Source organism: Nostoc sp. (genome assembly GCF_036917415.1).
GTDB lineage: Bacteria > Cyanobacteriota > Cyanobacteriia > Cyanobacteriales > Nostocaceae > Nostoc.
This window is the reverse complement of record NZ_JBALDJ010000028.1, coordinates 83,529-106,772: the sequence shown is the minus strand read 5'-3', so window position 1 is coordinate 106,772 and position 23,244 is coordinate 83,529. Positions and strand designations below refer to the sequence as shown.

Annotated in this window: 18 protein-coding genes and 2 pseudogenes; 11 read left to right on the top strand and 9 right to left on the bottom strand. The window is 40.8% G+C overall.

What is annotated here, in order from left to right; translation table 11 throughout:
* The first annotated feature begins 4 nt into the window (after positions 1-4).
* The 9 genes and pseudogenes from V7K41_RS05615 (at position 5) to V7K41_RS05575 (ending at position 8,273) form a co-directional block, all read left to right on the top strand.
* On the top strand, positions 5-400 hold the full coding sequence (locus V7K41_RS05615) for a hypothetical protein (protein ID WP_334846266.1): 396 nt from the start codon (positions 5-7) through the stop codon (positions 398-400).
* Positions 401-808: 408 nt separating this feature from the next.
* A complete protein-coding gene (locus V7K41_RS05610; protein WP_334846264.1) occupies positions 809-2,578 on the top strand; it encodes a WD40 repeat domain-containing protein in 1,770 nt (589 codons plus the stop codon).
* A 451-nt stretch (positions 2,579-3,029) separates the two neighbouring features.
* On the top strand, positions 3,030-3,461 hold the full coding sequence (locus tag V7K41_RS05605) for a hypothetical protein (RefSeq protein WP_334846262.1): 432 nt from the start codon (positions 3,030-3,032) through the stop codon (positions 3,459-3,461).
* A 196-nt stretch (positions 3,462-3,657) separates the two neighbouring features.
* Positions 3,658-3,837, top strand: a pseudogene (locus V7K41_RS05600) (Uma2 family endonuclease); the annotation flags it as partial.
* Positions 3,838-3,940: 103 nt separating this feature from the next.
* Positions 3,941-4,501 (top strand): Uma2 family endonuclease, encoded by a 561-nt coding sequence (locus tag V7K41_RS05595; RefSeq protein WP_334846259.1) that lies wholly within the window; start codon positions 3,941-3,943, stop codon positions 4,499-4,501.
* 2 nt (positions 4,502-4,503) lie between these two features.
* Positions 4,504-4,843: pseudogene (locus V7K41_RS05590) on the top strand (ATP-binding cassette domain-containing protein); the annotation flags it as partial.
* 627 nt (positions 4,844-5,470) lie between these two features.
* Positions 5,471-6,463: a hypothetical protein gene (locus tag V7K41_RS05585; protein ID WP_334846258.1), complete on the top strand. Its 993-nt coding sequence runs from the start codon at positions 5,471-5,473 to the stop codon at positions 6,461-6,463.
* A 382-nt stretch (positions 6,464-6,845) separates the two neighbouring features.
* On the top strand, positions 6,846-7,037 hold the full coding sequence (locus V7K41_RS05580) for a hypothetical protein (protein ID WP_334846257.1): 192 nt from the start codon (positions 6,846-6,848) through the stop codon (positions 7,035-7,037).
* A gap of 90 nt (positions 7,038-7,127) precedes the next feature.
* A complete protein-coding gene (locus V7K41_RS05575) occupies positions 7,128-8,273 on the top strand; it encodes an AI-2E family transporter (protein ID WP_334846255.1) in 1,146 nt (381 codons plus the stop codon).
* 119 nt (positions 8,274-8,392) lie between these two features.
* On the opposite strand, the gene V7K41_RS05570 is transcribed toward V7K41_RS05575, so the two are convergent.
* On the bottom strand, positions 8,393-9,283 hold the full coding sequence (locus V7K41_RS05570) for a DUF4231 domain-containing protein (RefSeq protein WP_334846253.1): 891 nt from the start codon (positions 9,281-9,283) through the stop codon (positions 8,393-8,395).
* Positions 9,284-9,885: 602 nt separating this feature from the next.
* Between V7K41_RS05570 and V7K41_RS05565 the strand changes: the two genes are divergently transcribed.
* The gene (locus V7K41_RS05565; protein ID WP_334846251.1) at positions 9,886-11,055 is read left to right on the top strand and encodes a homocysteine biosynthesis protein; all 1,170 of its coding nucleotides are present in this window, start codon (positions 9,886-9,888) and stop codon (positions 11,053-11,055) included.
* A 141-nt stretch (positions 11,056-11,196) separates the two neighbouring features.
* On the opposite strand, the gene V7K41_RS05560 is transcribed toward V7K41_RS05565, so the two are convergent.
* Positions 11,197-12,222 (bottom strand): hypothetical protein, encoded by a 1,026-nt coding sequence (locus V7K41_RS05560; RefSeq protein ID WP_334846249.1) that lies wholly within the window; start codon positions 12,220-12,222, stop codon positions 11,197-11,199.
* Between the two features lie 378 nt (positions 12,223-12,600).
* Between V7K41_RS05560 and V7K41_RS05555 the strand changes: the two genes are divergently transcribed.
* Complete coding sequence (locus tag V7K41_RS05555; protein WP_334846247.1) at positions 12,601-13,494, top strand: tetratricopeptide repeat protein; 894 nt, start codon at positions 12,601-12,603, stop codon at positions 13,492-13,494.
* 129 nt (positions 13,495-13,623) lie between these two features.
* Here V7K41_RS05555 and V7K41_RS05550 read toward each other — a convergent pair whose 3' ends face one another.
* The 7 genes from V7K41_RS05550 to V7K41_RS05520 all read right to left on the bottom strand — a co-directional run bounded on the left by V7K41_RS05550 (position 13,624) and on the right by V7K41_RS05520 (position 23,036).
* Complete coding sequence (locus tag V7K41_RS05550) at positions 13,624-14,244, bottom strand: TMEM165/GDT1 family protein (RefSeq protein ID WP_334846245.1); 621 nt, start codon at positions 14,242-14,244, stop codon at positions 13,624-13,626.
* A 339-nt stretch (positions 14,245-14,583) separates the two neighbouring features.
* A complete protein-coding gene (ilvD, locus tag V7K41_RS05545) occupies positions 14,584-16,269 on the bottom strand; it encodes a dihydroxy-acid dehydratase (RefSeq protein ID WP_334846242.1) in 1,686 nt (561 codons plus the stop codon).
* A 467-nt stretch (positions 16,270-16,736) separates the two neighbouring features.
* The gene (locus tag V7K41_RS05540) at positions 16,737-17,867 is read right to left on the bottom strand and encodes a calcium-binding protein (protein ID WP_334846240.1); all 1,131 of its coding nucleotides are present in this window, start codon (positions 17,865-17,867) and stop codon (positions 16,737-16,739) included.
* A 533-nt stretch (positions 17,868-18,400) separates the two neighbouring features.
* Positions 18,401-18,553 (bottom strand): hypothetical protein, encoded by a 153-nt coding sequence (locus tag V7K41_RS05535; RefSeq protein WP_334846238.1) that lies wholly within the window; start codon positions 18,551-18,553, stop codon positions 18,401-18,403.
* Positions 18,554-19,206: 653 nt separating this feature from the next.
* Positions 19,207-19,869, bottom strand: a complete 663-nt coding sequence (locus tag V7K41_RS05530; protein WP_334846236.1) for a calcium-binding protein — start codon at positions 19,867-19,869, stop codon at positions 19,207-19,209.
* A 1,329-nt stretch (positions 19,870-21,198) separates the two neighbouring features.
* Positions 21,199-21,897 (bottom strand): calcium-binding protein, encoded by a 699-nt coding sequence (locus V7K41_RS05525; RefSeq protein ID WP_334846235.1) that lies wholly within the window; start codon positions 21,895-21,897, stop codon positions 21,199-21,201.
* Positions 21,898-22,775: 878 nt separating this feature from the next.
* Positions 22,776-23,036: a hypothetical protein gene (locus tag V7K41_RS05520; protein WP_334846233.1), complete on the bottom strand. Its 261-nt coding sequence runs from the start codon at positions 23,034-23,036 to the stop codon at positions 22,776-22,778.
* Between the last annotated feature and the right edge of the window lie 208 nt (positions 23,037-23,244).

Genomic DNA, 23,244 nt, shown 5'->3' with positions numbered 1-23,244 from the left:
ATTTATGGCTAAAAAATCTCAACCCAATCTAGAACAATACCAAGATGTCAGATTATCTGCTACCACAAGAATTTGGGTAATTACAGTAGCCATTCTCGGAGTTTGCGTTCCACTGTCAGCTATTACTAGAAGCGGTGCTATTCTTCCTTTAGTTGCTATTGGTGGCGCAGCTATTGGTACAGTTGCTGTTTGGCGTTCTGATGAGCAAAAATCCAAAACTAACTATTTGCACCAGCAGCAAATAGAACTGCTAGAGCAGAGATTAGCAAATTTAGAAACAATTGTTAGCAGTGATGATTTTAACTTACAAATGAAAATAAAACAGATCGACGCAAGGGATACTTTTGGTGACTCTTCTGATGTAAGTACTACACACAGACAACCAAAACGCAAAGGTTAAATATTAGCCAATCTTCACCATTTACATCGATTTCAGATGATATTTGCGAGAATTTATGCTTACTAGGTTATTTTTATGTAGCTATTTGCTGACTTAACGTCACTGTAATCTTTTAAATTCGTCTCAAATTCAACTTTCCTTTACAGCCAGAACTGTTTTTAGGGAAACAGTATCTCGTTCTCCATCTCCGTTAGAATTGACTGACATCATTTAATTCTATATACTTCAACTGCATCAGTTCATGAAACGTCTAAGTGCTATCCATCTATCTCTTTCACGGAAACATTTGTCAATGGCTGTGTTTTATTAGACTGTTAATATTACTGAATTTTTAATTAATTAAGGTTATAAACTTGAGTAATTGCATTTGTATAGCTTACCGTAGGTATGCAATAGTTTGCCGCAGGAATGCAGATGGATTGGATTAGCTTACTCAAAGCTCAACAAACTGACTTCCTTCAACGTGTGAAAAAACCTAAAACTTATGACTTATCTTTGTTGGAAAGTCAAGTTAAAGGTTGTCACACTGAAGTTATGGTCTTTTGGGGTGAGCCATTGGCTAGACTCCAAGAACTTTCTCGTCAACAAGCAGAAGTTCTGTCCAAAAATCCGCCGCCTATCCCCCCGGAATATCCTGAGCCTCCTGACTGGACGATACCTTTTCCCAAATACTTCCAACAACAAGCCCAAGATTATCTTTTACGAGAGCATATTGTTGACCGGGTAATAACTGAACGCTTAGGCAAGTTTGTAAAAAAGGTGTCACAAGATACCTTGCAAAACATGATTTTAGATGATGAGGGAAATTTGGGTGGCGAAAGTAAATTTTCTTATATACTCAAAGATCATCCTCAGCTAAGTGTTCAAGTTTACGTTGCTGATGGAGAAAGTTTTAACGGTATTAAAAAAGACAAAATTAGGTGGTCAGTTACTCAAGAAGATTTGAAAAATCACCAAGTATTAATTTTTCTGTGTTTGTTTTATCCATCTACAGGTAATTTAGGTTACGAAAAACAAAGCATAATAACAGGATTTTTACCTACAAATCAACTTGAATTTACTGAACCAAAACTGTATGTAACTCCGAGTAACTTGTTGTATGCAGGGGGGTTGAGTTGGTATTTAGAATCACTTATGGGCAAAAAAGACACGTCGCTAGTAATTAATGAGAGAGCGATCGCACATACAATACAGACTCTACCATCAGAACATTGTCTCAAGGATATAGTCGGTGACTGGGAATACTGGCAGACTTTGCAAGGACACACCAGAGGCATTAATTGCCTAGCTTTCAGTTCTGGGTGCAACAATAGCAAAGCCTTACCCATATTGGCCAGTGGTAGTCGGGGAGAGACGAAACTCTGGGATTTAAGCAAGGGTGAATTAATAGAGACATTATCAGAGTATCCTTGGGTGATATCTGGGCTGGTGGATGAAGTGAATTCCCTAGCTTTTAGTTCAGATGGACAGACTTTAGTGAGTTGCGGTGCAGATTCGACAATTAAGCTTTGGCACGTAGGCGCTTTAGACTTGATAGATATTTTGCACAAACACAATGGAGTAGTGCGGTGTGCTGCTTTCACCCCAGATGGCAGAATGTTAGCGACAGGCGGAGATGACAGAAAAATTCTCTTTTGGGATTTGATGCAACGTCAGGTAGCGATCGCCCTTTCTTTAGATGATACAGCTGCTCATTCCCTAGTTTTAAGTCGAGACGGCGAAACTCTAGTTACAGGTAGCTACCGCAAAATCAAAGTTTGGCGCACCTCACCCCAAACAGGAATTAAAAGTTTAAAAGATGCACAACCACTGCATACCCTCATGGGTCATTCTCACATCGTTTGTTCCTTAGCAATCAGTGCAGATGCTAAACTGCTCGTGAGTGGTAGTTGGGATCAAACAATTAAAGTTTGGCAATTGGAGACTGGAGAATTACTTCATACCCTTAAAGGGCATAGAGATAGAGTATATGCGATCGCTTTAAGTCCTGATGGGCAAATTATTGCTAGCGGTAGTGCTGATAAAACTATCAAGTTGTGGCATTTACAAACCGGAGAATTGCTGGGTACGTTTACAGGTCATACTCATATAGTTACAGCATTAGCCTTTACAGCTTCCGGCGAGATGTTGGTGAGTGGTAGTTTGGATAAGACAATTAAAATTTGGCAACGGAATTGAAATTAGGAGTTAAGAGTGAGGAGTTAGGAGTTAAAAAACTCTGTTCATCCACCTTTAATACTCGTTAACGAGTGTTTGAACTGGATTCATCCACCTTTGATACTCGTTAATGAGTGTTTAATACTCATTAATGAGTCTTTGATACTACTCTTTGCGTCTCTACGCCTCTGCGTGAAACTTAATACAGATTTTAAACCAATTTTCTGCTCTCAGTGCATAAAAACTAAAAGCCATCGTAAAGAATTATAGTACAGAGGTTCACCTAGTAAGTATCACAAAAAAGGTGCAAATTTGGGGTGTTGCTGAATCATAAAATGATTTTTTCCAATAGGGAACGAAGTTTTGATGATTACAGTTGCCGATTCACCTTGCAAATATGTAATGCCAATTTAGTGAATTAAAACTTATTTAATTATCTCTGTATGCACTTAATTAAAAAAGGACAAAAATCATGCTAGGCATCAACAAAAAGACTCTTAATTCTGACCTTTTTAGTATCAATGACGAACAATTATTCTCTCAATTGACTCCTGACGAAGGGGCTGTCATAGAAGGAGGCGGGGGGTTCCTTATTATAGATCAACTTCAGGCGATCAATGCTGGTGCAGATACATTCAACGATGATGATACCTATATCACAGTCAATGGCAGTAGGCTCTGGGGAGCTAGTGGTTTTTCTACAGGAACGACATCTGGAGTTAATAGAGGTTTAGGCGTTGATTTCCCTACAAATATCGCTCTTTTCGATGAAGACGATGGTTTCTTCGGCGGCGATGACGATTATCTAGGTGGTTTTACTGTCAATGGGCCAACAAATGGTCAGGCAATAACACGTGTGTCTGGAAGTGGCTCTACATATGATGTGTATTACCGTGTTTTTTGATCAAGAGGATTGTAAGTTAGGGCGAAAGCAGCAATAGCCGAGCCTTCCCAAGTCTGAATCTAAGTTAGGTTTTTCGTAGGGGCGCACATCTGTGCGTCCTTACTGCGTGTTGCTCTGTGCAAAAATATTTGTAACTTAGCAATCAACTAAAATCAAACTAAAGCTATTGTCGAAGCGATAGAAAAAATATGCAAAAGCAGGCATTGCTGAATATTGGGTTGTCAATCTCAAAAATTCTCAGTTGCAAGTATTTCGAGACTTAAAAAATGGGCAATACACAACTGAACTGACATTAACCACAGGTACTATTGTCCCCCTAGTTTTTCCTGATGTATCCGTCCAAGTTCATCGCCTCATAAGTTTCCCAAAAATATAATTTCTAGCACTTGTCATAAACGAAGGATACGAGGCGTAGCAAGCTTTAAGAGTAGGCGATCGCTAACGCACATAATAAAACCATCCCCTCTATTTCACTCACTATGACTATTGCCAGTCAACCCCAACTAACTTTGGACGACTTCCTCAAACTGCCGGAAACTGAACCAATATCAGATTTTATCAACGGGGAAATCATTCAAAAACCAATGCCTCAAGGTGAACATAGTTTACTCCAAACTACTCTTTGCGAAACAATTAACGGCATAGCTAAAAGCCAAAAAATTGCTTACGCTTTCCCAGAACTACGCTGCACTTTTGGCGGCGCTGCGATCGTCCCTGATATGTCTGCGTTTCGCTGGGATAGAATTCCTAAAACTCCATCTGGCAGAATTGCTAACCGCTTTGAAATTCATCCCGACTGGGCAATTGAAATTCTTTCCCCAGACCAAAGATTAAAAAAAGTATTGAGTAAATTATTGCATTGTTCGCGCAATGGTACTGAAGTCGGCTGGTTAATCAACCCTGAAGACGAAAGTGTGCTAGGGATTTTTCCTGGACAGCGATTGGAATTATACGAAGATGCTGATAAATTACCCATTCTTGAGGGTATCGAGTTGGAACTGACTGTTGAACAAGTTTTTGGCTGGTTGAGTTTGATGTAAAAATGCAAATGCATACAGTGGTGAGTGAAGGAGGTAGTAATCTCTCTGGCGGACAACGACAACGGCTGTTGATTGCGAGGGCGTTGGCGTTCAAACCCAGGATTTTGCTATTTGATGAAGCGACTAGTGCCTTAGATAATAGAACCCAGGCAATTGTCAGTCAAAGCTTAGAGCAGTTCGTGACGAGAATTGCGATCGATCGCTCATCGCCTTAGTACCATCCAAAACGCTGACCGAATTTACGTACTTCAAGCTGGCAAGGTAGTACAGCAAAGTAGTTTCACTAATTTGGCAAATCAGCCAGAGTTATTTGCCCAACTCATGTTAAGACAGATGCTTTAGCGACTTCTAGTCGTCGGGTGCTTGCAGCTGTGGAAATTTCAAAATATATATGTAAACTTTAATCACAAAATTATTTATTATGCCAAAAAAAATTTACAATTGCACAGATTTAGCCCAGAACGATAATACCGTAGTTGTTGAAAACAAGCATTATTTCCCTACTGACACAATTAGCAAAGAATACTTTCAAGATAGTAATAATTGTCTCAACTAAAGCGTACGTTAGGCTTAACGCCATAACGCACCCTACTGCTTTGTGTTTACTAGCAAAGCCAAACTAACAGTAAGTATACTACTAGCGATCGCGCTAGTTTCTGGCAATGATTTCAATATCAAGTTAATAGATGTAATAGAAATCTATTTTCTACATTTAATTTTAGGGTTGAATGAATATAAAATCCGATAGCTGTGTTGTTTATTGGTTGTTTCTTGCTGTACATATTCATTTTTCTAAAGGCAACTAACTAGGTCTTTTTAAACAGATTAAAATAAAATTTAGACTAGACTTTACGGACACTTTATATAGAATTTAAGCTTGGTTGATATTATTAGATATCTATCCTTTAGCGTGTAAGTTAAAATTCAGTTAGACAACTAAGGCTTAGATGCTGTTAATTAATAAAAATAATGTTTATTTCACAACGTGGCATTATCACCTATGCTTACGGAGCATCTTATTATCTCGAAATGGCAAAGTCGTTAGCACGTTCTCTACGTCTTCATTCACCAAATGTTCCGCGTGCTATTGTTACTGACAATCAAAACGATCGAGAGTTAATCGGACTTTTTGATTACGTTATAGACCTGAGAGATGAATACGGTTCTAACGTTAAACAAAAGCTTCATGTCTATGATTATTCTCTATTTAAATACACACTTTGTATTGATAGTGATTGCATAGCAGTAAGGGATATTAACTTTATTTTTGATGATTTTCAAGGCAGAAGTTTTAGTGTGGCAGGTAATGTATATCTTCAAGCAGGCGATAAAGATAAGTTCATTGATGTAGATGACACACTCAAACGATTTAATCTCACAAAACTACCTAGATTTAATGGAGGTCTCTATTATTTTGAGAAAAATGATACTGCTAAGGCATTTTTTGAAACAGCACTAGAATTTTCAAGAGATTGGAGAAAGCTAGGCATTAGTGAATTTCGTGGTGATGGCCCTAATGATGAACGTATTTTTGCCCTAGCGATGATGCTACACAATCAAAGTATGTTTGAAGATAATGGTCAGATGATGCGAACACCTATCGGTCTTCGTGGTTCTTTTAATATAGATACGATTAAAGGTCAATCTACTTTTAAAAAATACAATCAGGTGGTGTCACCTGCTCTTGTACACTTTGCCTGCGTTTGGGGAGAGCATCCCGTATATCATCGTGAAGTATCAAAGTTAAAAAACCTAGACAAAGGTTCAGATAACCAGGTCAAGTCTAATATATTTTCTGCAATTAGATATAAGTTTGGTTATCAGATTGCTTTCTTAAGGTATATAGCTAAACGTGTACCTAAAAATTCTAAATATATTCAAGCTAGAGTGAAAAAATTTTTGATAGAATTGCCTGAGTTGATCAAAGCTAAATATAGAATTGAACTAGTTCGGAGCAAATAAATAGGACTTACGCAAAAAACCTCTCTAACTCTTATTCCTCTGTGTTCTCTGCGTTCTCTGTGGTTTGATTTTCCGTGACCTGTGCGTAAGTCCTAATAAAGTTTGGTAAAACTCTGCATTTTTTTGTGCTTAGTTTAAATTACTCAAAGGCTGCTCTGATTACTTTCTGTATAGCTTTAATAGTGTATAATATGCTGTCTGTGGTTCAGGCAGCACTCACAAAGTTTATTAGCGATCGCACCTCACATCCTTCGCTTCTGACAGGTACTCAAAATTATATTTTTGTGAACCTACAAGGATTGTATCTGTGGGTTTATTCTAGAAACTAGACGCTACAGCGCAAATTTGTGCGTACCACAAAAATTTGTATTGCCGTACTTTTATGGAAAATCAACTAGGATTAATTCTGAAACTGCTTTTACTCTCGGCTTTGTTATCAGTATTGATTAAGTATGCAGGCCCAAGTCTACCAATTCCGGCGACAGCAAGCAACGCGCTGATTATAGTATTGTTGCCGATTGCGATCGTAGCGAGCGCTCTACTGTGGCGATTTCAAGCACAAAAACAAAATTAACTCAAACCATTTACGCACAAGTTCCTAAAATCAGCTAACCTAGCTTAATTACAATAAAATTGCATCTCGCCAACCGTTGGGAGTTAGCCTGTGAACCTGGGTCAATGGATCGGCTTAATCGCCATAGTTCTTTCTTTATACATCTTGTGGCAAATTCGAGAAGTGCTTTTGCTAATGTTTGCCGCAGTTGTGTTAGCCACCACCTTAAATCGGCTAGCGAAACGCTTCCAAAGGTTTGGGATGAGGCGTGGATTTGCCGTCCTCCTAGCAGTAGCTATCTTTTTCGCAGGTGTCGTGGGTTTTTTCTGGCTAATTGTGCCGCCATTTGCCCAGCAGTTTCAAGAACTAACCTATCAAGTTCCTAAAGGGTTTGGACGCTTTAATAGTTGGCTTGATGCCTTGAGAACTCGTATTCCTGACCAGTTAGTTCCTTACATCCCAGATATCAATAGCCTCATTCAACAAGTACAGCCCTTCGTCAATCGGCTACTGGGAAACTCCTTTGCCTTTGTATCTGGTTCTTTAGAAGTCGTCCTCAAGATTTTGCTAGTGTTGGTTTTGACAGGAATGATGTTAGCCGACCCCGTGGCTTACCGCAAAGTATTTGTGCGGCTTTTCCCTTCATTTTATCGGCGGCGGGTAGATGGAATTTTAGATAAATGTGAAGTCTCTTTGGAGGGATGGATTACAGGCGCTTTCATTGCCATCTTTGTAGTGGGTCTGATGAGTCTGATTGGCTTATCAATTTTGCATGTCAAGGCAGCACTAGCTTTAGCAGTTTTAGCGGGATTTTTTAACTTGATTCCCAATCTGGGGCCAACGATGAGTGTAATCCCAGCAATGGCGATCGCCTTCTTGGATGAACCTTGGAAAGCGATCGCTGTCTTGATTCTCTACTTTATCATTCAACAGGTTGAGAGTAATTTCATCACGCCCGTTGTCATGGCGCATCAAGTATCATTGCTGCCAGCCATAACCTTAATTGCACAGCTATTTTTCGTGACTTTCTTTGGCTTTTTAGGATTATTTCTAGCGCTACCTCTAACTGTTGTCGCTAAAATTTGGTTGCAAGAAGTGTTAATTAAAGATGTTTTGGATGAATGGGGAAATAACAATAGAAAAGAGACTGAATTTGTGATAGTTTCTGAATCTCCTGGAACAGATGATAATTGGACGGCAGAAAATCCAGATATAAATGAAAATCCCTCGATTGATGATGATATCTTGAAACAATAAGATTAATCACTCGATTTTAGAGGATGTTTGAAAAGTCGCAAAGTATAGTAAGCACCCCTCTCCAAACCTCTCTCCGTTTCGGAGAGAGCCTTTAAAACTCTCATTTTTTGTTCAGTTCATCAGCTATCCTTGTGGTTCGTTCCCTCTGCTGTTACTTTGTTTGACTCATTAGATGAAGCTGATTCTGTCTTCTCTGATTGCGTCTCACTCGTTTGTTGCAATTGGTTGAGATGAATATTGTTCACTTGAACAATAAAGTATTCTAATGCCTGACTTGCCTTTTGTTGCTGTTGGGTTTCGTCAGACACATCATAACAACGATAAGGCGGAGTCACTCCCAATACAAATTTCTCTTGTTCAGCTTCTAACAATTCAACGGCTGTATTAGCAGCAAGCGAATTCTTCTGAAAAGGAAAAGAGGTAACTATACTCGCGACTATAGAAGCAATCGCTGGGCAAAGCACAGGGAGCCACTTGAGCCAAGCTTGCCCTGCTTCTAATTTGTCTACCAGAACTAAAATTGGTGTGACTCCTGATAAAATCACTGTCGCAATTTGCAAACTATAGTAAAGATTCCTTGATACACCTCTAATTCTTTTGTAATCATCAATCAAGTCTTGGCTGTATTGTAAAGCCTTCCCTCTTGTCAGAGTTAGCGTATCTTTATTCCAGGAATTAGGATTGGTCAATAAATAACTATAGAGTTCAGCTTTTTTGGTGAGTTCAGACTTATAAGCTGCCTGCTTATAATTCTGAAATACTTGTCTATTGATGAGCAACAAAAAAAACAAAAAAGTTAGAGATACCGCTCCAGAAATTACAACGGTTTTATCATCTGAAAGAAAAATAATAAATAGTCCAGCAGACACAAAAGCTGCAAGTAATAAATATTCTATTACCTTCAGGTTAAACAACTTTTTTTCATCTGATGGGGAGGATAAATTTTCAATCCTATCGGAAATATTACTTTGGTTTCTTTGCTCAAGATTAGTTAATTCAGAAGTAGTCATTGCCTCTTACTCAATTCGTTATCAGGTGAAATGTAGCAATAAAATCAATCGCAACAAGTAGAATTGTTTTAAGGGGGTAGAAGTCAGAATAAGTTACCTAGAGAGCAACTTCTTTTTGCTTAGATATCCCTTCTATTACCGCTCTTAAATAATTTCTCCCTCCCCAAAACTTTCTAGCATCTGCTATTAACTCCCACTATGCGATTGACTAGTTGGCTTAGAATACTTTACAAAAACCAAAAATGTTTCTTTCGGTTAACGTAGAATTATTTAAGTCCAGTAAGTCCGCTTAATCCTAACCATACATACATTTGATTGATAATGCAAGGGTTTTTTCTGGTAATTTTACGTAGATATAAAAGTTTTTTAGATACAAACGGTTTGCTTGCCCCAAAAAATATATCATTTGGACTTTGCAATACTTGAATTATTTTTTGGAATTTTACCCTTATCCGGGTAAGCTGTCGGGCAGAGATTGGCGACAAATATTTCGAGATGAAATTATCCAAGAGTCTCGATAATCTGCGCTCAAAAGGAGCAATAAAAATTTCTTTTCCCTACTCCCTATTCTCAATTCACTAGGAAGCGCAAGCACTGATAAGATGCGAACAATTGCAGAAATTAACGAGAAAATTAAGCGCCAACGTGCAGTGGTGTTGACAACTGAAGAATTAAAAGCACGAGTTGTAGAAATCGGTGTTGCTAAAGCTGCTAAAGAAGTTGATGTAATTACCACTGGTACTTTTGAGCCGATGGAATCAAGTGGTGCAATTATCAATCTGGGACACACTGACCCCCCAATAAAAATTCGCCGTTGTTGGTTAGATGGCGTACCAACATACTCTGGTTTTGGGGCAGTAGATTTATATTTGGGTGCGAGTTGTGCTGTGGAGACGACAGATGGAGAAGAAGTGCGAGAACGTGGTGGCGGTCATGTAATCGAAGATTTAATCGCTGGTAAACCTATACACGTGAAAGCGCAAGGACAAGTAACAGATTGTTACCCCAGAGCAAATTTTGAAACTACAATTACCAGTGACACAATTAATCAGTTTTATTTATTCAATCCGCGCAATCTTTATCAAAATTTTATTGTTGGTGTAAATGGTGGCGATCGCTCCCTCTTCACTTATCTCGGCCCTTTACAACCGCGTCTGGGGAATGCTGTTTATTCTAATCCCGGTGCTATTTCCCCCTTACTCAACGACCCCGATTTGCAACTCGTTGGTATAGGTACTCGAATTTTTTTAGGCGGTGGTGTTGGCTATGTCGCCTGGGAAGGCACTCAGCACTTCCCCTTACAAAAGCGTTTAGCTAATCGTACACCGATTGGGCCTTCCGCCACTTTAGCTTTAATTGGTGACGCCAAGCAAATGGATGCTCATTGGGTGCGGGGGTGTTACTTCAAAAGTTATGGCCCCTCATTAATGTTAGGCGTTGGTGTACCGCTACCTGTATTAAATGAACAAGTAGTTGAACATTGTGCCATCCAAGATCGAGACTTAGTAGCCCCAATAGTAGATTTTTCCATTCCTCGGCGCGTCCGTCCCACCTTTGGTTTAGTGAGTTACGCCCAACTCAAATCTGGACGGATCGCCATAGAGGGCAAAGCAGTACGCTCTGCCCCCTTAGCGAGTTTGTTTTTTTCTAGGCAAGTCGCCCTAGAGTTGAAAAAGTGGATCGAAGCAGGTACGTTTACCCTTACAGAACCAGTTTCTCCAATTCCGATGGAGCGATCTTTTCTACCCCAAGATCGTCGGACGGATTTTTGATATTGGGGACTGGGGACTGGGGACTGGGGACTGGAAAAAATTAGTTGAACTCTAATATTTAATCTAATTCCCTATCTCTAATCCCTAGCTCCCAATCCTTAATCCTTAATGCCCAATCCCCAATTCCCAATCCCTAATACTCTACTCTTGAGTCGGTTTCGGTCGCTTGATAGGTTTAGGAGCGGGTGTTCTTGGTATAGGTTTTGACACCACTGAGGGATCGCCGCCTGTACTTGTTTTCTTGATGGGGCGAGGGGTTTCGCCAGCGCGTCTGGGAGGGAATGGTTTTCTACCACCAGCACCACCACCGCCAGCACGAGGCCCACCTTTAAATGGTGGTTTGCGTTTTTTAGGCAAATCAGCGATCGCCTCGGCTTTTTCTACTACTAAAACGTCTGCTTCCCGCTTGGCTTGGAAGTCCCAGAATTTACCCACTGCTTTGGTAGTTAGTACACCCCTTAATTTCAACTTAAAATACTTGGGTTTGTCAGTTGATTTACGCGGAGCCTGCCTAATTTTGACTACCAAGCTTTTAGCATCAAAAGATTGGTATACTACTTCACCACGAACAGAAAAACCACCATCTGCAACTTCTGATGAAGGTTTGGGGGCAGTTGTACTTAGTTCAGAGTTCTCGGATAAGCCATCATCGAGTATCTGTAACTCTTGCAACTCAAAATCCGATTCGTCTTCATCTGTTGAGTTTTTAGCCAAATTTTCTGGCTCCCAAACTCCGACGATTTGGATGTGCAAGGTATCATTTTCTTGTCTGGTACGTGGATATACTACCCACAAGTGTTCTTTTTCTAAGTCTAGATGATTCTTGACTAAGCTCATAATCCGGCCTAGGAGGACGGCATTGAGTTCTACACCATCTGGAGTCAGCAGCGTACCTTGAGTAAATTGTTCGCTGCTAGCGTGATAGCGACCCCGAACTAACCCGATCGCTCGATACTGCATCGGTTCACTGGGAGGCGGAATCGGTTGCTGGCGATTAATCAAGTTCCCATTTGAGTCAGTCTCGCTGGGGTTGACAGGCAAATTGTCAACTTCTTTAGAGGACTGGGCTGCTATATGAACATTAGCGGCTGCCTCTACGTTAGTTGGGCGTTGGTTAGAGGCAGAAGAATTAGAAGATTCAGGCAACGGCATCAGGTCGGAATTCATAAAAACTCCTTGCGGCACAGACACATCCCATTGTGGGATTTTACAAAGGCAGCTGGAAAGAGCATTTGTGCGACTGATGAAAGTATATTGGCTTTTCACAAAATCACACTAGGGTACTCTATACAATCCTAAAAGCGCTAAATTTAATGTATAAACACTAAATGTCTAATTTAGCGGCTTTACACTAGTTTCGGAAGCATATCATAGCTACAATTCTGACGGCTCCTCCTAAAGTCATCACTTACTTTAGCAGTGTGGATAGTTAATTGTTATAAAATTCACAGGCAATTGGCGGTATTCCGCAAAGTTTTGGAAATTTTTAACTTTACGATTTGTGTAAATAATAATGTCATTAAAATTTAGGAGAAAGACAAAACCGTGTCTCAACCGCGCAATCGTTGGATAGTTCAAGTCGTCTTAGCGGTAGCAATTCTTGCTTTTGTGGGTGTTTCGGTGATTCCCATAATTGGAGCATTTAATAATACGCCACCCTCAAGTCAGAATACCGCTAGCACCAAAGGTAGTTTGCCCTCTGCTGACCAAAAATCAAAACTGGAAGACGAAGTACGGGGTTATGAACAGGTTTTGCAAAGGGAACCAGAAAATCAGACTGCGCTTAAGGGTCTGTTACAGGCGCGGCTGCAATTACTGAGTCAAAAAGATAAAAGTGAGGTTAAACCGGCTGATATCCAAGTTGTCATTGAACCCCTAGAAATGCTAGCAAAACTGAATCCCGAACAGTCAGAATATTCAGTGTTACTAGCTCAAGCCAAACAGCAAATTGGCGATCGCGAAGGAGCCGCTCAAGCTTATCGCTCGATTTTGTCTACGAAACCAGGGGATTTGAAGGCTTTGCAAGGAATGGTTGCTCTATTGATTAGTCAACAACGCCCCGAAGCAGCCATTGGTTTGTTGCAAGAAACCCTCTCTAACGCAGCCCAAGCAAATACAATTCAGCCTGGAAGTGTAGATACAGTCGCCGTGCAGGTGCTGTTAGGTTCTGTTCATGCTTCCCAGAAACGTTACGCTCAAGCTAGCTCTGTTTATGACCAGGCAATTAAGAAAGATCCCAAGGATTTTCGCCCCGTCGTGGCAAAAGCGATGCTCCTAAAACAACAGGGCAAAGACGCAGATGCAAAACCTTTGTTTGATAGTGCCGTAGCTTTAGCACCTGCTCAGTACAAAGACGGAATTAAAAAGGCAGCAACGGTTTCCCCCACACCTAATCCTGTTGCATCTCCCGCGCCTTCACCGGAAAGTACGCCCAAGTAAGGGTATTGGGCATTGGGCATGGGGAAGAGACTTGGGGACAAGGAGAAGGGAAAGACTTGTTGCAAGTTCTAACTTTTGTCACCTTGTCCCCTTGCCTCCCCCGATCCTCTGCTCTCCTACTTCTTCCCCTCACGCTCCCTCAATGGCTGCAACTACACCAAAGACTAAAAACAGGCATCCGCCAATAAAAGTTAGTTGACGCTCAGAAATGCGTCCGGCAATCATTTTGCCGCCGATAACTGCGATCGCAGCACATAAGGAATGTCCTAAAATTGCACCTATTGTAACTCCAATGGGGTTATTGCCTGCTGCTAGGGCAATAGTGGCAATTTGGGTGCGATCGCCCCACTCTGCCATAAATGTCAACACAAAGGCTTCTACGACAATTGCCAAGGAAGTCTTTTGCTTTGGTAACTGCAAATCTGCTTGTTTTACCGCAGCCTCAGCTTCTTCTACAACTTCTGTATCACAAGCAGCAGCGGACATCTTACTAGCGTCATACAACAGCTTGATACCGAAGGCAATAAATAAAGCTATTTCGGCGTAATGAATATAAACTTTTGGCAACAAAGATACCGCTTGTCCAAATATTACCGAAAGGATTGTCATCGCCGCCAAAGCAGCTGTCACACCTATAAATACCAGCCGCCGCGGGTGGTGCATTGCCAAAATTACAGCAATAAAAAATGTTTTATCGCCTAGTTCTGAAACTGTAATTAGTAATAAACCTGCGGTAAAAGCTGTTAACACTCTCTCAAGCTCCTGAAGAATCGTTTACCGATGTGAAGCTTGATGAGAGCCAAAAGACCTCACCAAGTTTACACTTTTCGGTGTGAACTTAGTGAAGGTCTCGCTTTCAAATATTGATTACTTGCCACCTGAACCAGGCTCATCGCCAGTATGTTGATTCAGATGTACTGGCTTTTATATTTTTTGCCAGCAGCTACTCCCCTTCTGTGCGATCGCAATTATACATATTTCCCATCTATAAGTCAAGGTAGTAGGGAATGGAGAGGTATAACTTTAGAGTATAACTACCCACACTGTACCTAGCGGCCAGTCTAGGTAGTTCAGATCGTGTCAGGTTAATTAAAACAAGTCCAAATCTGTCACAGCACCAACACTGCTAGAAGATACTAATTTGGCATATTTCGCCAACACGCCTTTAGTGTAACGGGCAGCGGGAGGCTGCCAGTTGGCACGACGACGGGTCAATTCTTCTTCGGATACGTTCAACTGTAATAAACGAGCGGGTGCATCAATAGTAATACTATCGCCTTCTTCTACAAGCGCGATCATACCACCAACTGCGGCTTCTGGTGCAACATGACCAACCACCATGCCGTAAGTACCGCCAGAAAAGCGTCCGTCGGTAATTAATCCTACAGCGTCACCCAAACCAGCACCGATAATTGCTGAGGTGGGAGCCAACATTTCTCGCATTCCAGGGCCGCCTTTAGGCCCTTCGTAACGGATGATGAGAATATCGCCAGCTTGAATTTTACCCGCCAAAATTGCATCTAAAGAAGCTTCTTCCGATTCAAATACCCTTGCAGGCCCGGTAATTACTGGTTTTTTCACCCCAGTAATTTTGGCGACAGCCCCTTCTGTTGCCAGATTACCTCTGAGGATGGCTAAATGTCCTTGAGCATACATCGGGTTATTCCAAGTCCGAATCACATCTTGATTGGCAGATGGTTCTTCTGGTATGTCTGCTAATATCTCTGCAATGGTTTGACCGCTGATGGTGAGGCTATCACCATGTAATAAATCATGCACAAGTAACATCTTCATAACTTGCGGAATACCACCAGCTTTGTGCAAATCTGTAGCGACATATTTACCACTTGGTTTCAAATCACACAAAACGGGAACGCGGGCGCGGATAGTTTCAAAGTCGTCTATAGTTAACTCTACATCAGCAGCGCGGGCGATCGCTAAAAAGTGGAGTACTGCATTGGTCGAACCACCGACTGCCATAATCACAGAGATGGCATTTTCTATAGATTTACGGGTGATAATTTGGCGGGGTAAGATTTGTTTGCGAATGGCTTCGACTAACACAAATGCTGATTTTTCCGTGCTGTCGGCTTTTTCGGCATCTTCTGCCGCCATTGTCGAGGAATAGGGTAAACTCATCCCCAGCGCTTCAAATGCTGAAGACATAGTGTTAGCTGTGAACATACCCCCGCAGGAACCCGCACCAGGACAAGCTCGACCTTCAATTTCTAATAATTCCTTTTCGTCAATTTTTCCAGCACTGTATTGACCAACAGCTTCAAAAGAACTGACAACAGTTAAATCGCGTCCGTTGTAGTGACCGGGTTTAATTGTGCCACCGTAAACGAATATTGCAGGGATATTCATCCGAGCGATCGCCAGCATTGCCCCTGGCATATTTTTATCACAACCGCCAATGGCTAGCACACCATCCATACTTTGTCCAGTACAAGCGGTTTCAATGGAATCGGCAATCACTTCCCGTGACACTAGGGAATATTTCATCCCTTCAGTTCCCATTGAAATCCCATCGCTAATAGTAATTGTGCCGAACACTTGCGGCATCGCCCCGGCGGTTTTAATCCCAACCTCTGCTATGAGCGCCAGTTGATTTATCCCCATATTACAGGGAGTAATCGTGCTGTAACCATTGGCAATGCCCACAATGGCTTTATTGAAATCTTCATCTTTAAAACCAACTGCACGCAGCATAGCTCGATTAGGCGATCGCTGCACCCCTTGCGTTACAATTTGGCTTCTTAAATTCTCCGACATCTTTTTTCCTTCCGTGCCATCATCGCAACAGTTGCGATTGTATTACCTGATTTTCTCATGCCTGGGCGATGCGATCGAATATGAGTAATTCTCTATATTTCACCATGTCTTTTGGTCAGTCCTAATTAGAATAAATCTTCATCTAAGCGTTTGTATAAAATAAAGATGATTCTTGTGTGTTAGACATCTAGAGTGCCGGAAATACTAGGGATAGCAGTACGAATTTAAATATGAAAAAAAGCCATTGCCGCAAGTTGAGGCTCTGACTTTCTACGTTTATAGCTCAGTATATTGATTCCGCTGCAAAACTGGAGACACTCTAACTTTGCACCAGAGTTCTTCTTCCAAATTATATCTGCCTTGAAAATAGTGACTAGGGACTGAGGGCTGGAAAGAGATATTTTCATTCTTTAGTGCCTTCTGCCTCCTGCCTCCTGCCTTATTTCCAAGGCAGGAATATTAAAAAATTAAAGGATGAGTTCACTTGACACTAATTGTGGTGCTCCTATAAGCCTAATTTCAAAATTAGCCGACAGATTCCCATCAGTGTTACCTTGCAGAATATCTCCAGAATAACGGATTTGACCGGGTGCGGAGAATTGACCACTCCCAATGAAAGTGAAAGCTTGGTTGCCCCCAATAGTGGAGTTGGCATCGATACTAGATAGATCGATTCGATCGCCTGGCAAACTACCGTTTCCACGAAAGTCAGCGATTAAGTCACGTGACGAAAGTGGACTCTCAGAAGTTGAGTTGTACTTGAAAATATCATTACCCGATCCTCCAGTGAGAATATCAGCCCCAGTACCGCCAGTGAGTATATCGTTGCCACGACCGCCGTTAATAGTATCGTTGCCCGCTCCGCCGTCAATCGTATCGTTACCAGTACCGCCAGCGTTAATAGTATCGTTGCCACTACCGCCTTTAATAGTACGGTTGAAATTATCGTTAGCACCAATGTCAACAAAACCGCCGTCTTCACCAGAGCTAGCACTAGAGTCGCCAATCCCCAAACCGCCATCACTAGTTGTGCCATCTGTGCTGGTACTGATACCCTCATCGCTATCATTAAAAGTCAAAGTATCAGAAAAAGTAAAAGTACCGGAAAGGATAATGTCGCTTGCCACTAGTTGTGGCGCTCCTGTAAGCTGAATTTCAAAGTCAGCCGACAGATTACCATCAGTGTTAGCTTGGAGAATACCTTCTGAATAACGAACCTGACCGGGTGCAGAGAATGCGCTAGCCCCAATGAAAGTGAAGGCTTGGTTGCCCGCTATAGTGGAATTGGCGTCAATGGTAGATAGATCGATTTGATCGCCTCTAAAGATACCGTTTCCAACTCCAGCAAAGTCAGTTATAACATCCCGTAAAACACCAGGTTGACTCTCAGAAACTGAGTTGAACTTGAAAACATCGTTACCGAATCCTCCACCTCCAGTGAGAGTATCAGTCCCAGCACCGCCTATGAGTGTGTCGTCACCGTCTCCACCGAAAATCGTATCGTTGCCATCAAATCCATTGATGATATCACCGAAACTAAAAAAATCAACTCCACCGGACAGATTGTCAGGGCCATTAGTACCGTTAATGGTTGCCATAGCGAGTTTCTCCTAAACTTAGAGGGTAAAAAAATTACCTCGTCACTTCCCCATCAGAAAACAGCATTGCTAATTAAGAGGATGAATTTCCTTTGCTCTTTTGGGGAAAAGGAAACTGTTTCAAATATTGAATTTTGAAATTTCACATTTTTATTCAGCAACCCTGAGAAAACAAGGTGGAGAAATAACCAGTGGGAAGATATAACAAATTAGACCTGTTCTAATCAGGTCTTTGCTGTTAATCCTGAAGATTTGGGAAGCACTGGATGTATTGATGATGTTGGCATCAAAATTGATTGTGCCAAGAGTCGTTTTATGTCCTTGTGCTTTATATCTTCATAGGTTCTAGTGGTAGGCTGCTAGAGAACAAGCAGATCATCTCCTACGGAATTGCATAGGTTTTAAGATATTTTTACTTTATTTATAATCACAATAGTTATAATACTACCTTCAAGCGGGCTTTTTTATCTTTATAACAAATAATAACGAACTCTCTTTTATTACTCTCGACAGAACCTGTCTGAACACAGCTTTCAAATAGTGTTGGTTTTGCCTATTGAGATTTGTTTAGTGGTTTCTGTCGTTAATGTATAATCAAGTAATTGCCAATAACTTAAAAGCCTTGTTGAGTGATGCGATCGCTGCACCCCTTGCGTTACAATTTGGCTTCTCAAATTTTCCGACATCTTTTTTCCTTCCGTGCCATTATCGCAACAGTTGCGATTGTATTACCTGATTTTCTCATGCCTGGGCGGTGCGATCGAATATGAGTAATTCTCTATGTTTCACCGTGTCTTTTGGTCAGTCCTAATTAGAATAATCTTCATCTAAGCGTTTGTATAAAATAGGGATGATTCTTGTGTGTTATACCAATTCTGTATAAAGATGCGCCAAATTATATCAGGAACAAACTGCATAGACGCAAAGTGACTACTCTTACGAGAACGCTAAGAGCGAACCTGCAAGGTAGGGCGCATTCGCGTAGCGTCTCGTTAGAGAAGGATACAAAGGAAGAAAGAAAATTTGGCGCAGGCTCACAAAGAAATGGTATTAGGCATCTAGAGTGTCGGAAATACTAGGATAGCAATACGAATTTAAATATGAAAAAAAGCCATTGCCGCAAGTTGAGGCTCTGACTTTCTACGTTTATAGCTCAGTATATTGATATTGATTCCGGTACATAACGGAGACACCCTAGCTTTGCAGTAGAGTTCTTCTTCCAAATTATATCTGCCTTGAAAATAGTGACTAGGGACTGAGGGCTGGAAAGAGATATTTTCATTCTCTAGCGCCTTCTGCTTTCTGCCTCCTGCCTTATTTTCAAGGCAGGAATATTAAATTAAAGGATGAGGTCACTTGACACTAATTGTGGTGCTCCTATAAGCCTAATTTCAAAATTAGCTGACAGATTTCCATCAGTGTTGCCTTGCAGAATACCTCCAGAATAACGGATTTGACTCGGTGCGGAAAATTGACCACTCCCAATGAAAGTGAAAGCTTGGTTGCCCCCAATAGTGGAGTTGGCATCGATAGTAGATAGATCGATTTGATCGCCTGGCAAACTACCGTTTCCACGAAAGTCAGTGATTAAGTCACGTGACGAAAGTGGACTCTCAGAAGTTGAGTTGTACTTGAAAATATCATTACCCGATCCTCCAGTGAGAATATCTTTGCCAGTACCGCCAGTCAGGATATCATCCCCATCACCGCCGATGAGAGTATCATTACCCGATCCTCCAGTGAGAATATCTTTGCCAGTACCGCCATTCAGGCTATCGTTGCCAGCACCACCGTTAAGAGTATCGTTGCCAGCATTACCAAAGAGCTTATCGTTGCCACTACCACCGTTAAGGAAACTGTTGCCACTACCACCTATAAGGGTACTGTTGCCACCACTAACGTTAATGATATCGCTCTGACCATTATTGCTACTACTGCTATGACTACTAGAACTGTTACTAACACTGCCGCTACCGACGGAAATTGATATTGAAGTTGCCATTGATGAGTTTCTCCTAAACTTAGAGGAAAAAAAATTAAGTCTTTACTTCCCTATTATAAAACGGCATTGCTGAATTAAGAGTATAAATTTGGTTTCCTTTAAAAGCATAAAGTAAACAATTTTAAACATATAATCTGGGAATTTCACACTTTCATTTAGCAATGCCGATAAAATAAGGTCAAAAGCTTGCGAGTAGCAATATATTCTTGAACCAAACCTGATTGGAACTGGTCTTGACTATTAAGTTTGAATATTTGAGAATATTTGAGAATATTTAAGAAGTACTGGATGTATTTGATGATGTTTATATCAAATTTTCGCTAAAACTCCTTTGATGTCCTAATAACTTATGTTTTCAGTCGTTATATTTGGAAAACACTAATGAATAAGTAGATTTTATCCTACGTAATTATATAGATTTAAATAAAATATTCCTGTATTCAGGATAACAACAGTATAGTATTACCTTCCAGCATAATTTTTCCTTGATAAAAAATAATAGTTAACTTTCTTTTATCCTCTCACCATAATAAAATCGGGAACCTTTGTTCAGATAGGATTAATTTTGCATATTGATATTTGTTTAATGGTTTCTGTAGTTAGATATAAGAAATAATTGCCAATAAGTTAAAAGCTTTGTTAGACGCATGACCCTAAGAAAAGCCTAAAGATTTGTGTAACTTGAGTTCGTTCCCAGTCTTAAGACTGGAAATGTATTTCAAGAGGGCTGCTGCCTATGGTAAAGTCACTCGAGCCTCCTAGAATCGGGGCTGTATTTTAACTTAGTGTCATTCCCTTGTTAGACTAGTGCGATCGCTGCACCTCTGGCGTTAGGGACTTCCAACAAAAAAAATACCCATCGCTTGCGTGAGCAGGGGAAGCAGGGGGCGCTCTTGAAGCAGGGGAGGAAGAATCTAACGATCGTCTTCGCTCACAAAATTGAATAATTTAATTTCTGGAAGTCCCTTACAATTTGGCTATTATGGCATCATCGCAACTGTTGCGATTGTATTAACTGATTTTCTCATGCATAGGCAGCACGATCAGACCCTGGCAAGTATTGGTAATTTTCTATTTTTAGATGTGCTTCTGTTAGGTGTAGCTAATATGAGCAATTTGGTTAGTATTTAACTGTGCTTGATTCTTGCAATATCATTCTTGACAGGTTCAAGCTGAGTACATTTTCTCACAGTTGGAGGATGTTTGGCTTTCCTGCTGAATTATTCTTCAATATTAGATTTTTTGCATAAATCATAAATAAGAACCCCACTCCTAAGCGCTTGCTCTTAGAAGTAGGGTGTGAAGCGTTTTTGCAAGAGGTCTATTAGATTAGAGGATGATGTCGCTTGCCACTAGTGGTGGTGCTCCTGTCACTCCAATCTCAAACTCAGCCGACAGATCCCCATCAATGTTAGCTTGAAGAATACCTCCTGAATAACGAACCTGACGGGCTGCTGAGAATGCGCTAACCCCGATGAAAGTGAAGGCTTGGTTGCCCGCTACACTGGAGTTAGCATCAATGGTAGATAGATTGATTTGATCGCCTGTAAAGATACCGTTTCCAACGAAGTCAGTGATAACATCCCGTAACAAACCAGTAGGACTATCTGAAACTGAGTTGAAATCGAAAATATCGTTGCCAGCACCGCCAGTAAGAGAATCAGTCCCAGCACCGCCAGTAAGGATATCGCTGCCAGCACCCCCATTTAGGGTATCATCGCCGGCATTGCCGTTAAGGATATCGCTGCCAGCATTGCCGTTAAGGATATCGCTGCCAGCATTGCCGTTAAGGATATCGCTGCCAGCATTACCGTTAATAATATCGCTGCCAGCACCCCCATTTAGGGTATCATCGCCGGCATTGCCGTTAAGGATATCGCTGCCAGCATCCCCATTTAAGATATCGTCGCCGACATCGCCGTTAAGGATATCGCTGCCAGCACCTCCATTTAGGGCAGGACGAAAGATAAGTGGGGAACCGTTGATGGTATTGTTGTCATTAAAAATGGTACCGTTGACAATTGCCATTAGTAAATTTCTCCTGAACTTAGAGGATAAAAATAACCTCGTCACTTTCCCATCAGAAAATGGTGTTGCTGATTAAGAGTATGAATTTGCTTTCCCCCAAAGGTGTAAAGGAAACAGTTTCAAAGATTGAATTTTTAAATTTCACACTGTCATTCAGCAACGCCGAAAAAACAAGGCAAAGAAATAACGAGTGGGAAGAGATAACTGACGCACACCTGATTGCAACAGTTCTTTGCTGTTAAGTTTGAAGATTTGACAAGCACTGAATGTATTGATGACGTTGGTATCAAAATTATGCCAAGAGTGATGTGATGTTTTTATGTCTTTACTGGTTGCAGTAGTAGGCTGTCATAATACAAGTAAACTTCCTCGTACAGAAGCGCATAAATTTTAGAACCTTTTGATTCTATTCATAATCACAAGACTATAGTATTACTTTCAAGCCTAATTTTTTCTATCTATAAGAAAGAGTAATTAACCTTATTTTATTCCTCTCGCTAAAACAAAATCGGAAACCTTTGTTCAGATAGGGTTGGTTTTGCTTTTTGAGATTTATTGAGTAATTTATCTAGTTATGTATAAAAAAATAATTCCCAATAACTTAAAAGCCTTGTTAACCAGTGCGTAGGCGTAGCCCGTCGTAGACATCGCTACATACCTTGGATCACAACTTGCCTTCTAAAATTCTCTGACATCTTTTTCATTAAGTGGCATCATCGCAACAGTTGCGATTATATTACCTGATTTTCTGATGTATATGCGGCGCAATTTAATAACTATAAACTATAAGAGAGGCAAGCTAAACTTATCTCTATTTACAACTATTCAATTATCAAAATTCTGCATTCTGCCTTATTTTCAAGGCAGATAATATTAAATTAAAGGATAATGTCGCTTTCCACTAGTTGTGGCGCTCTTGCAAGCCGAATTTCAAACTCAGCCGACAGATCCCCATCATTGCTACCTTGGAGAATATCTCCTGAATAACGGATTTGACCGATTCCAGAGAATGCGCGACTGCCGATAAAAGTGAAGGCTTGGTTGCCCTCTTTAATGGAGTTGGCGTCGATGGTAGATAAATCGATTCGATCCCCTGCAAGGATACCGTTTCCAACAAAATCAGCGATCGCATCCTGCAATAAACCAGGTTAACTCTCTGAAACGAAGTTGAAATCGAAAACATCGTTACCCGATCCGGTGTTAATTATATCGTTGTCTGCTTTGCCAATCGGAATAACAAGGTCATGGTAGTACAGACGATAGTACTTGTTTTTATAAATAAAAAAAGTGGCATTCATTTATAAAGACTGAATACCACTTTGTATTTCTCTAAATTCCTGATGATGA

Bases quoted from the DNA above. Each gene is read 5' to 3' on its own strand.
- V7K41_RS05615 (WP_334846266.1), top strand. From the start codon at position 5: ATGGCTAAAAAATCTCAACCCAATCTAGAACAATACCAAGATGTCAGA.
- V7K41_RS05610 (WP_334846264.1), top strand. From the start codon at position 809: ATGCAGATGGATTGGATTAGCTTACTCAAAGCTCAACAAACTGACTTC.
- V7K41_RS05605 (WP_334846262.1), top strand. From the start codon at position 3,030: ATGCTAGGCATCAACAAAAAGACTCTTAATTCTGACCTTTTTAGTATC.
- V7K41_RS05595 (WP_334846259.1), top strand. From the start codon at position 3,941: ATGACTATTGCCAGTCAACCCCAACTAACTTTGGACGACTTCCTCAAA.
- V7K41_RS05585 (WP_334846258.1), top strand. From the start codon at position 5,471: ATGTTTATTTCACAACGTGGCATTATCACCTATGCTTACGGAGCATCT.
- V7K41_RS05580 (WP_334846257.1), top strand. From the start codon at position 6,846: ATGGAAAATCAACTAGGATTAATTCTGAAACTGCTTTTACTCTCGGCT.
- V7K41_RS05570 (WP_334846253.1), bottom strand. From the start codon at position 9,283: ATGACTACTTCTGAATTAACTAATCTTGAGCAAAGAAACCAAAGTAAT.
- V7K41_RS05565 (WP_334846251.1), top strand. From the start codon at position 9,886: ATGCGAACAATTGCAGAAATTAACGAGAAAATTAAGCGCCAACGTGCA.
- V7K41_RS05560 (WP_334846249.1), bottom strand. From the start codon at position 12,222: ATGAATTCCGACCTGATGCCGTTGCCTGAATCTTCTAATTCTTCTGCC.
- ilvD (WP_334846242.1), bottom strand. From the start codon at position 16,269: ATGTCGGAGAATTTAAGAAGCCAAATTGTAACGCAAGGGGTGCAGCGA.
- V7K41_RS05540 (WP_334846240.1), bottom strand. From the start codon at position 17,867: ATGGCAACCATTAACGGTACTAATGGCCCTGACAATCTGTCCGGTGGA.
- V7K41_RS05535 (WP_334846238.1), bottom strand. From the start codon at position 18,553: ATGTCGGAAAATTTGAGAAGCCAAATTGTAACGCAAGGGGTGCAGCGA.
- V7K41_RS05530 (WP_334846236.1), bottom strand. From the start codon at position 19,869: ATGGCAACTTCAATATCAATTTCCGTCGGTAGCGGCAGTGTTAGTAAC.
- V7K41_RS05525 (WP_334846235.1), bottom strand. From the start codon at position 21,897: ATGGCAATTGTCAACGGTACCATTTTTAATGACAACAATACCATCAAC.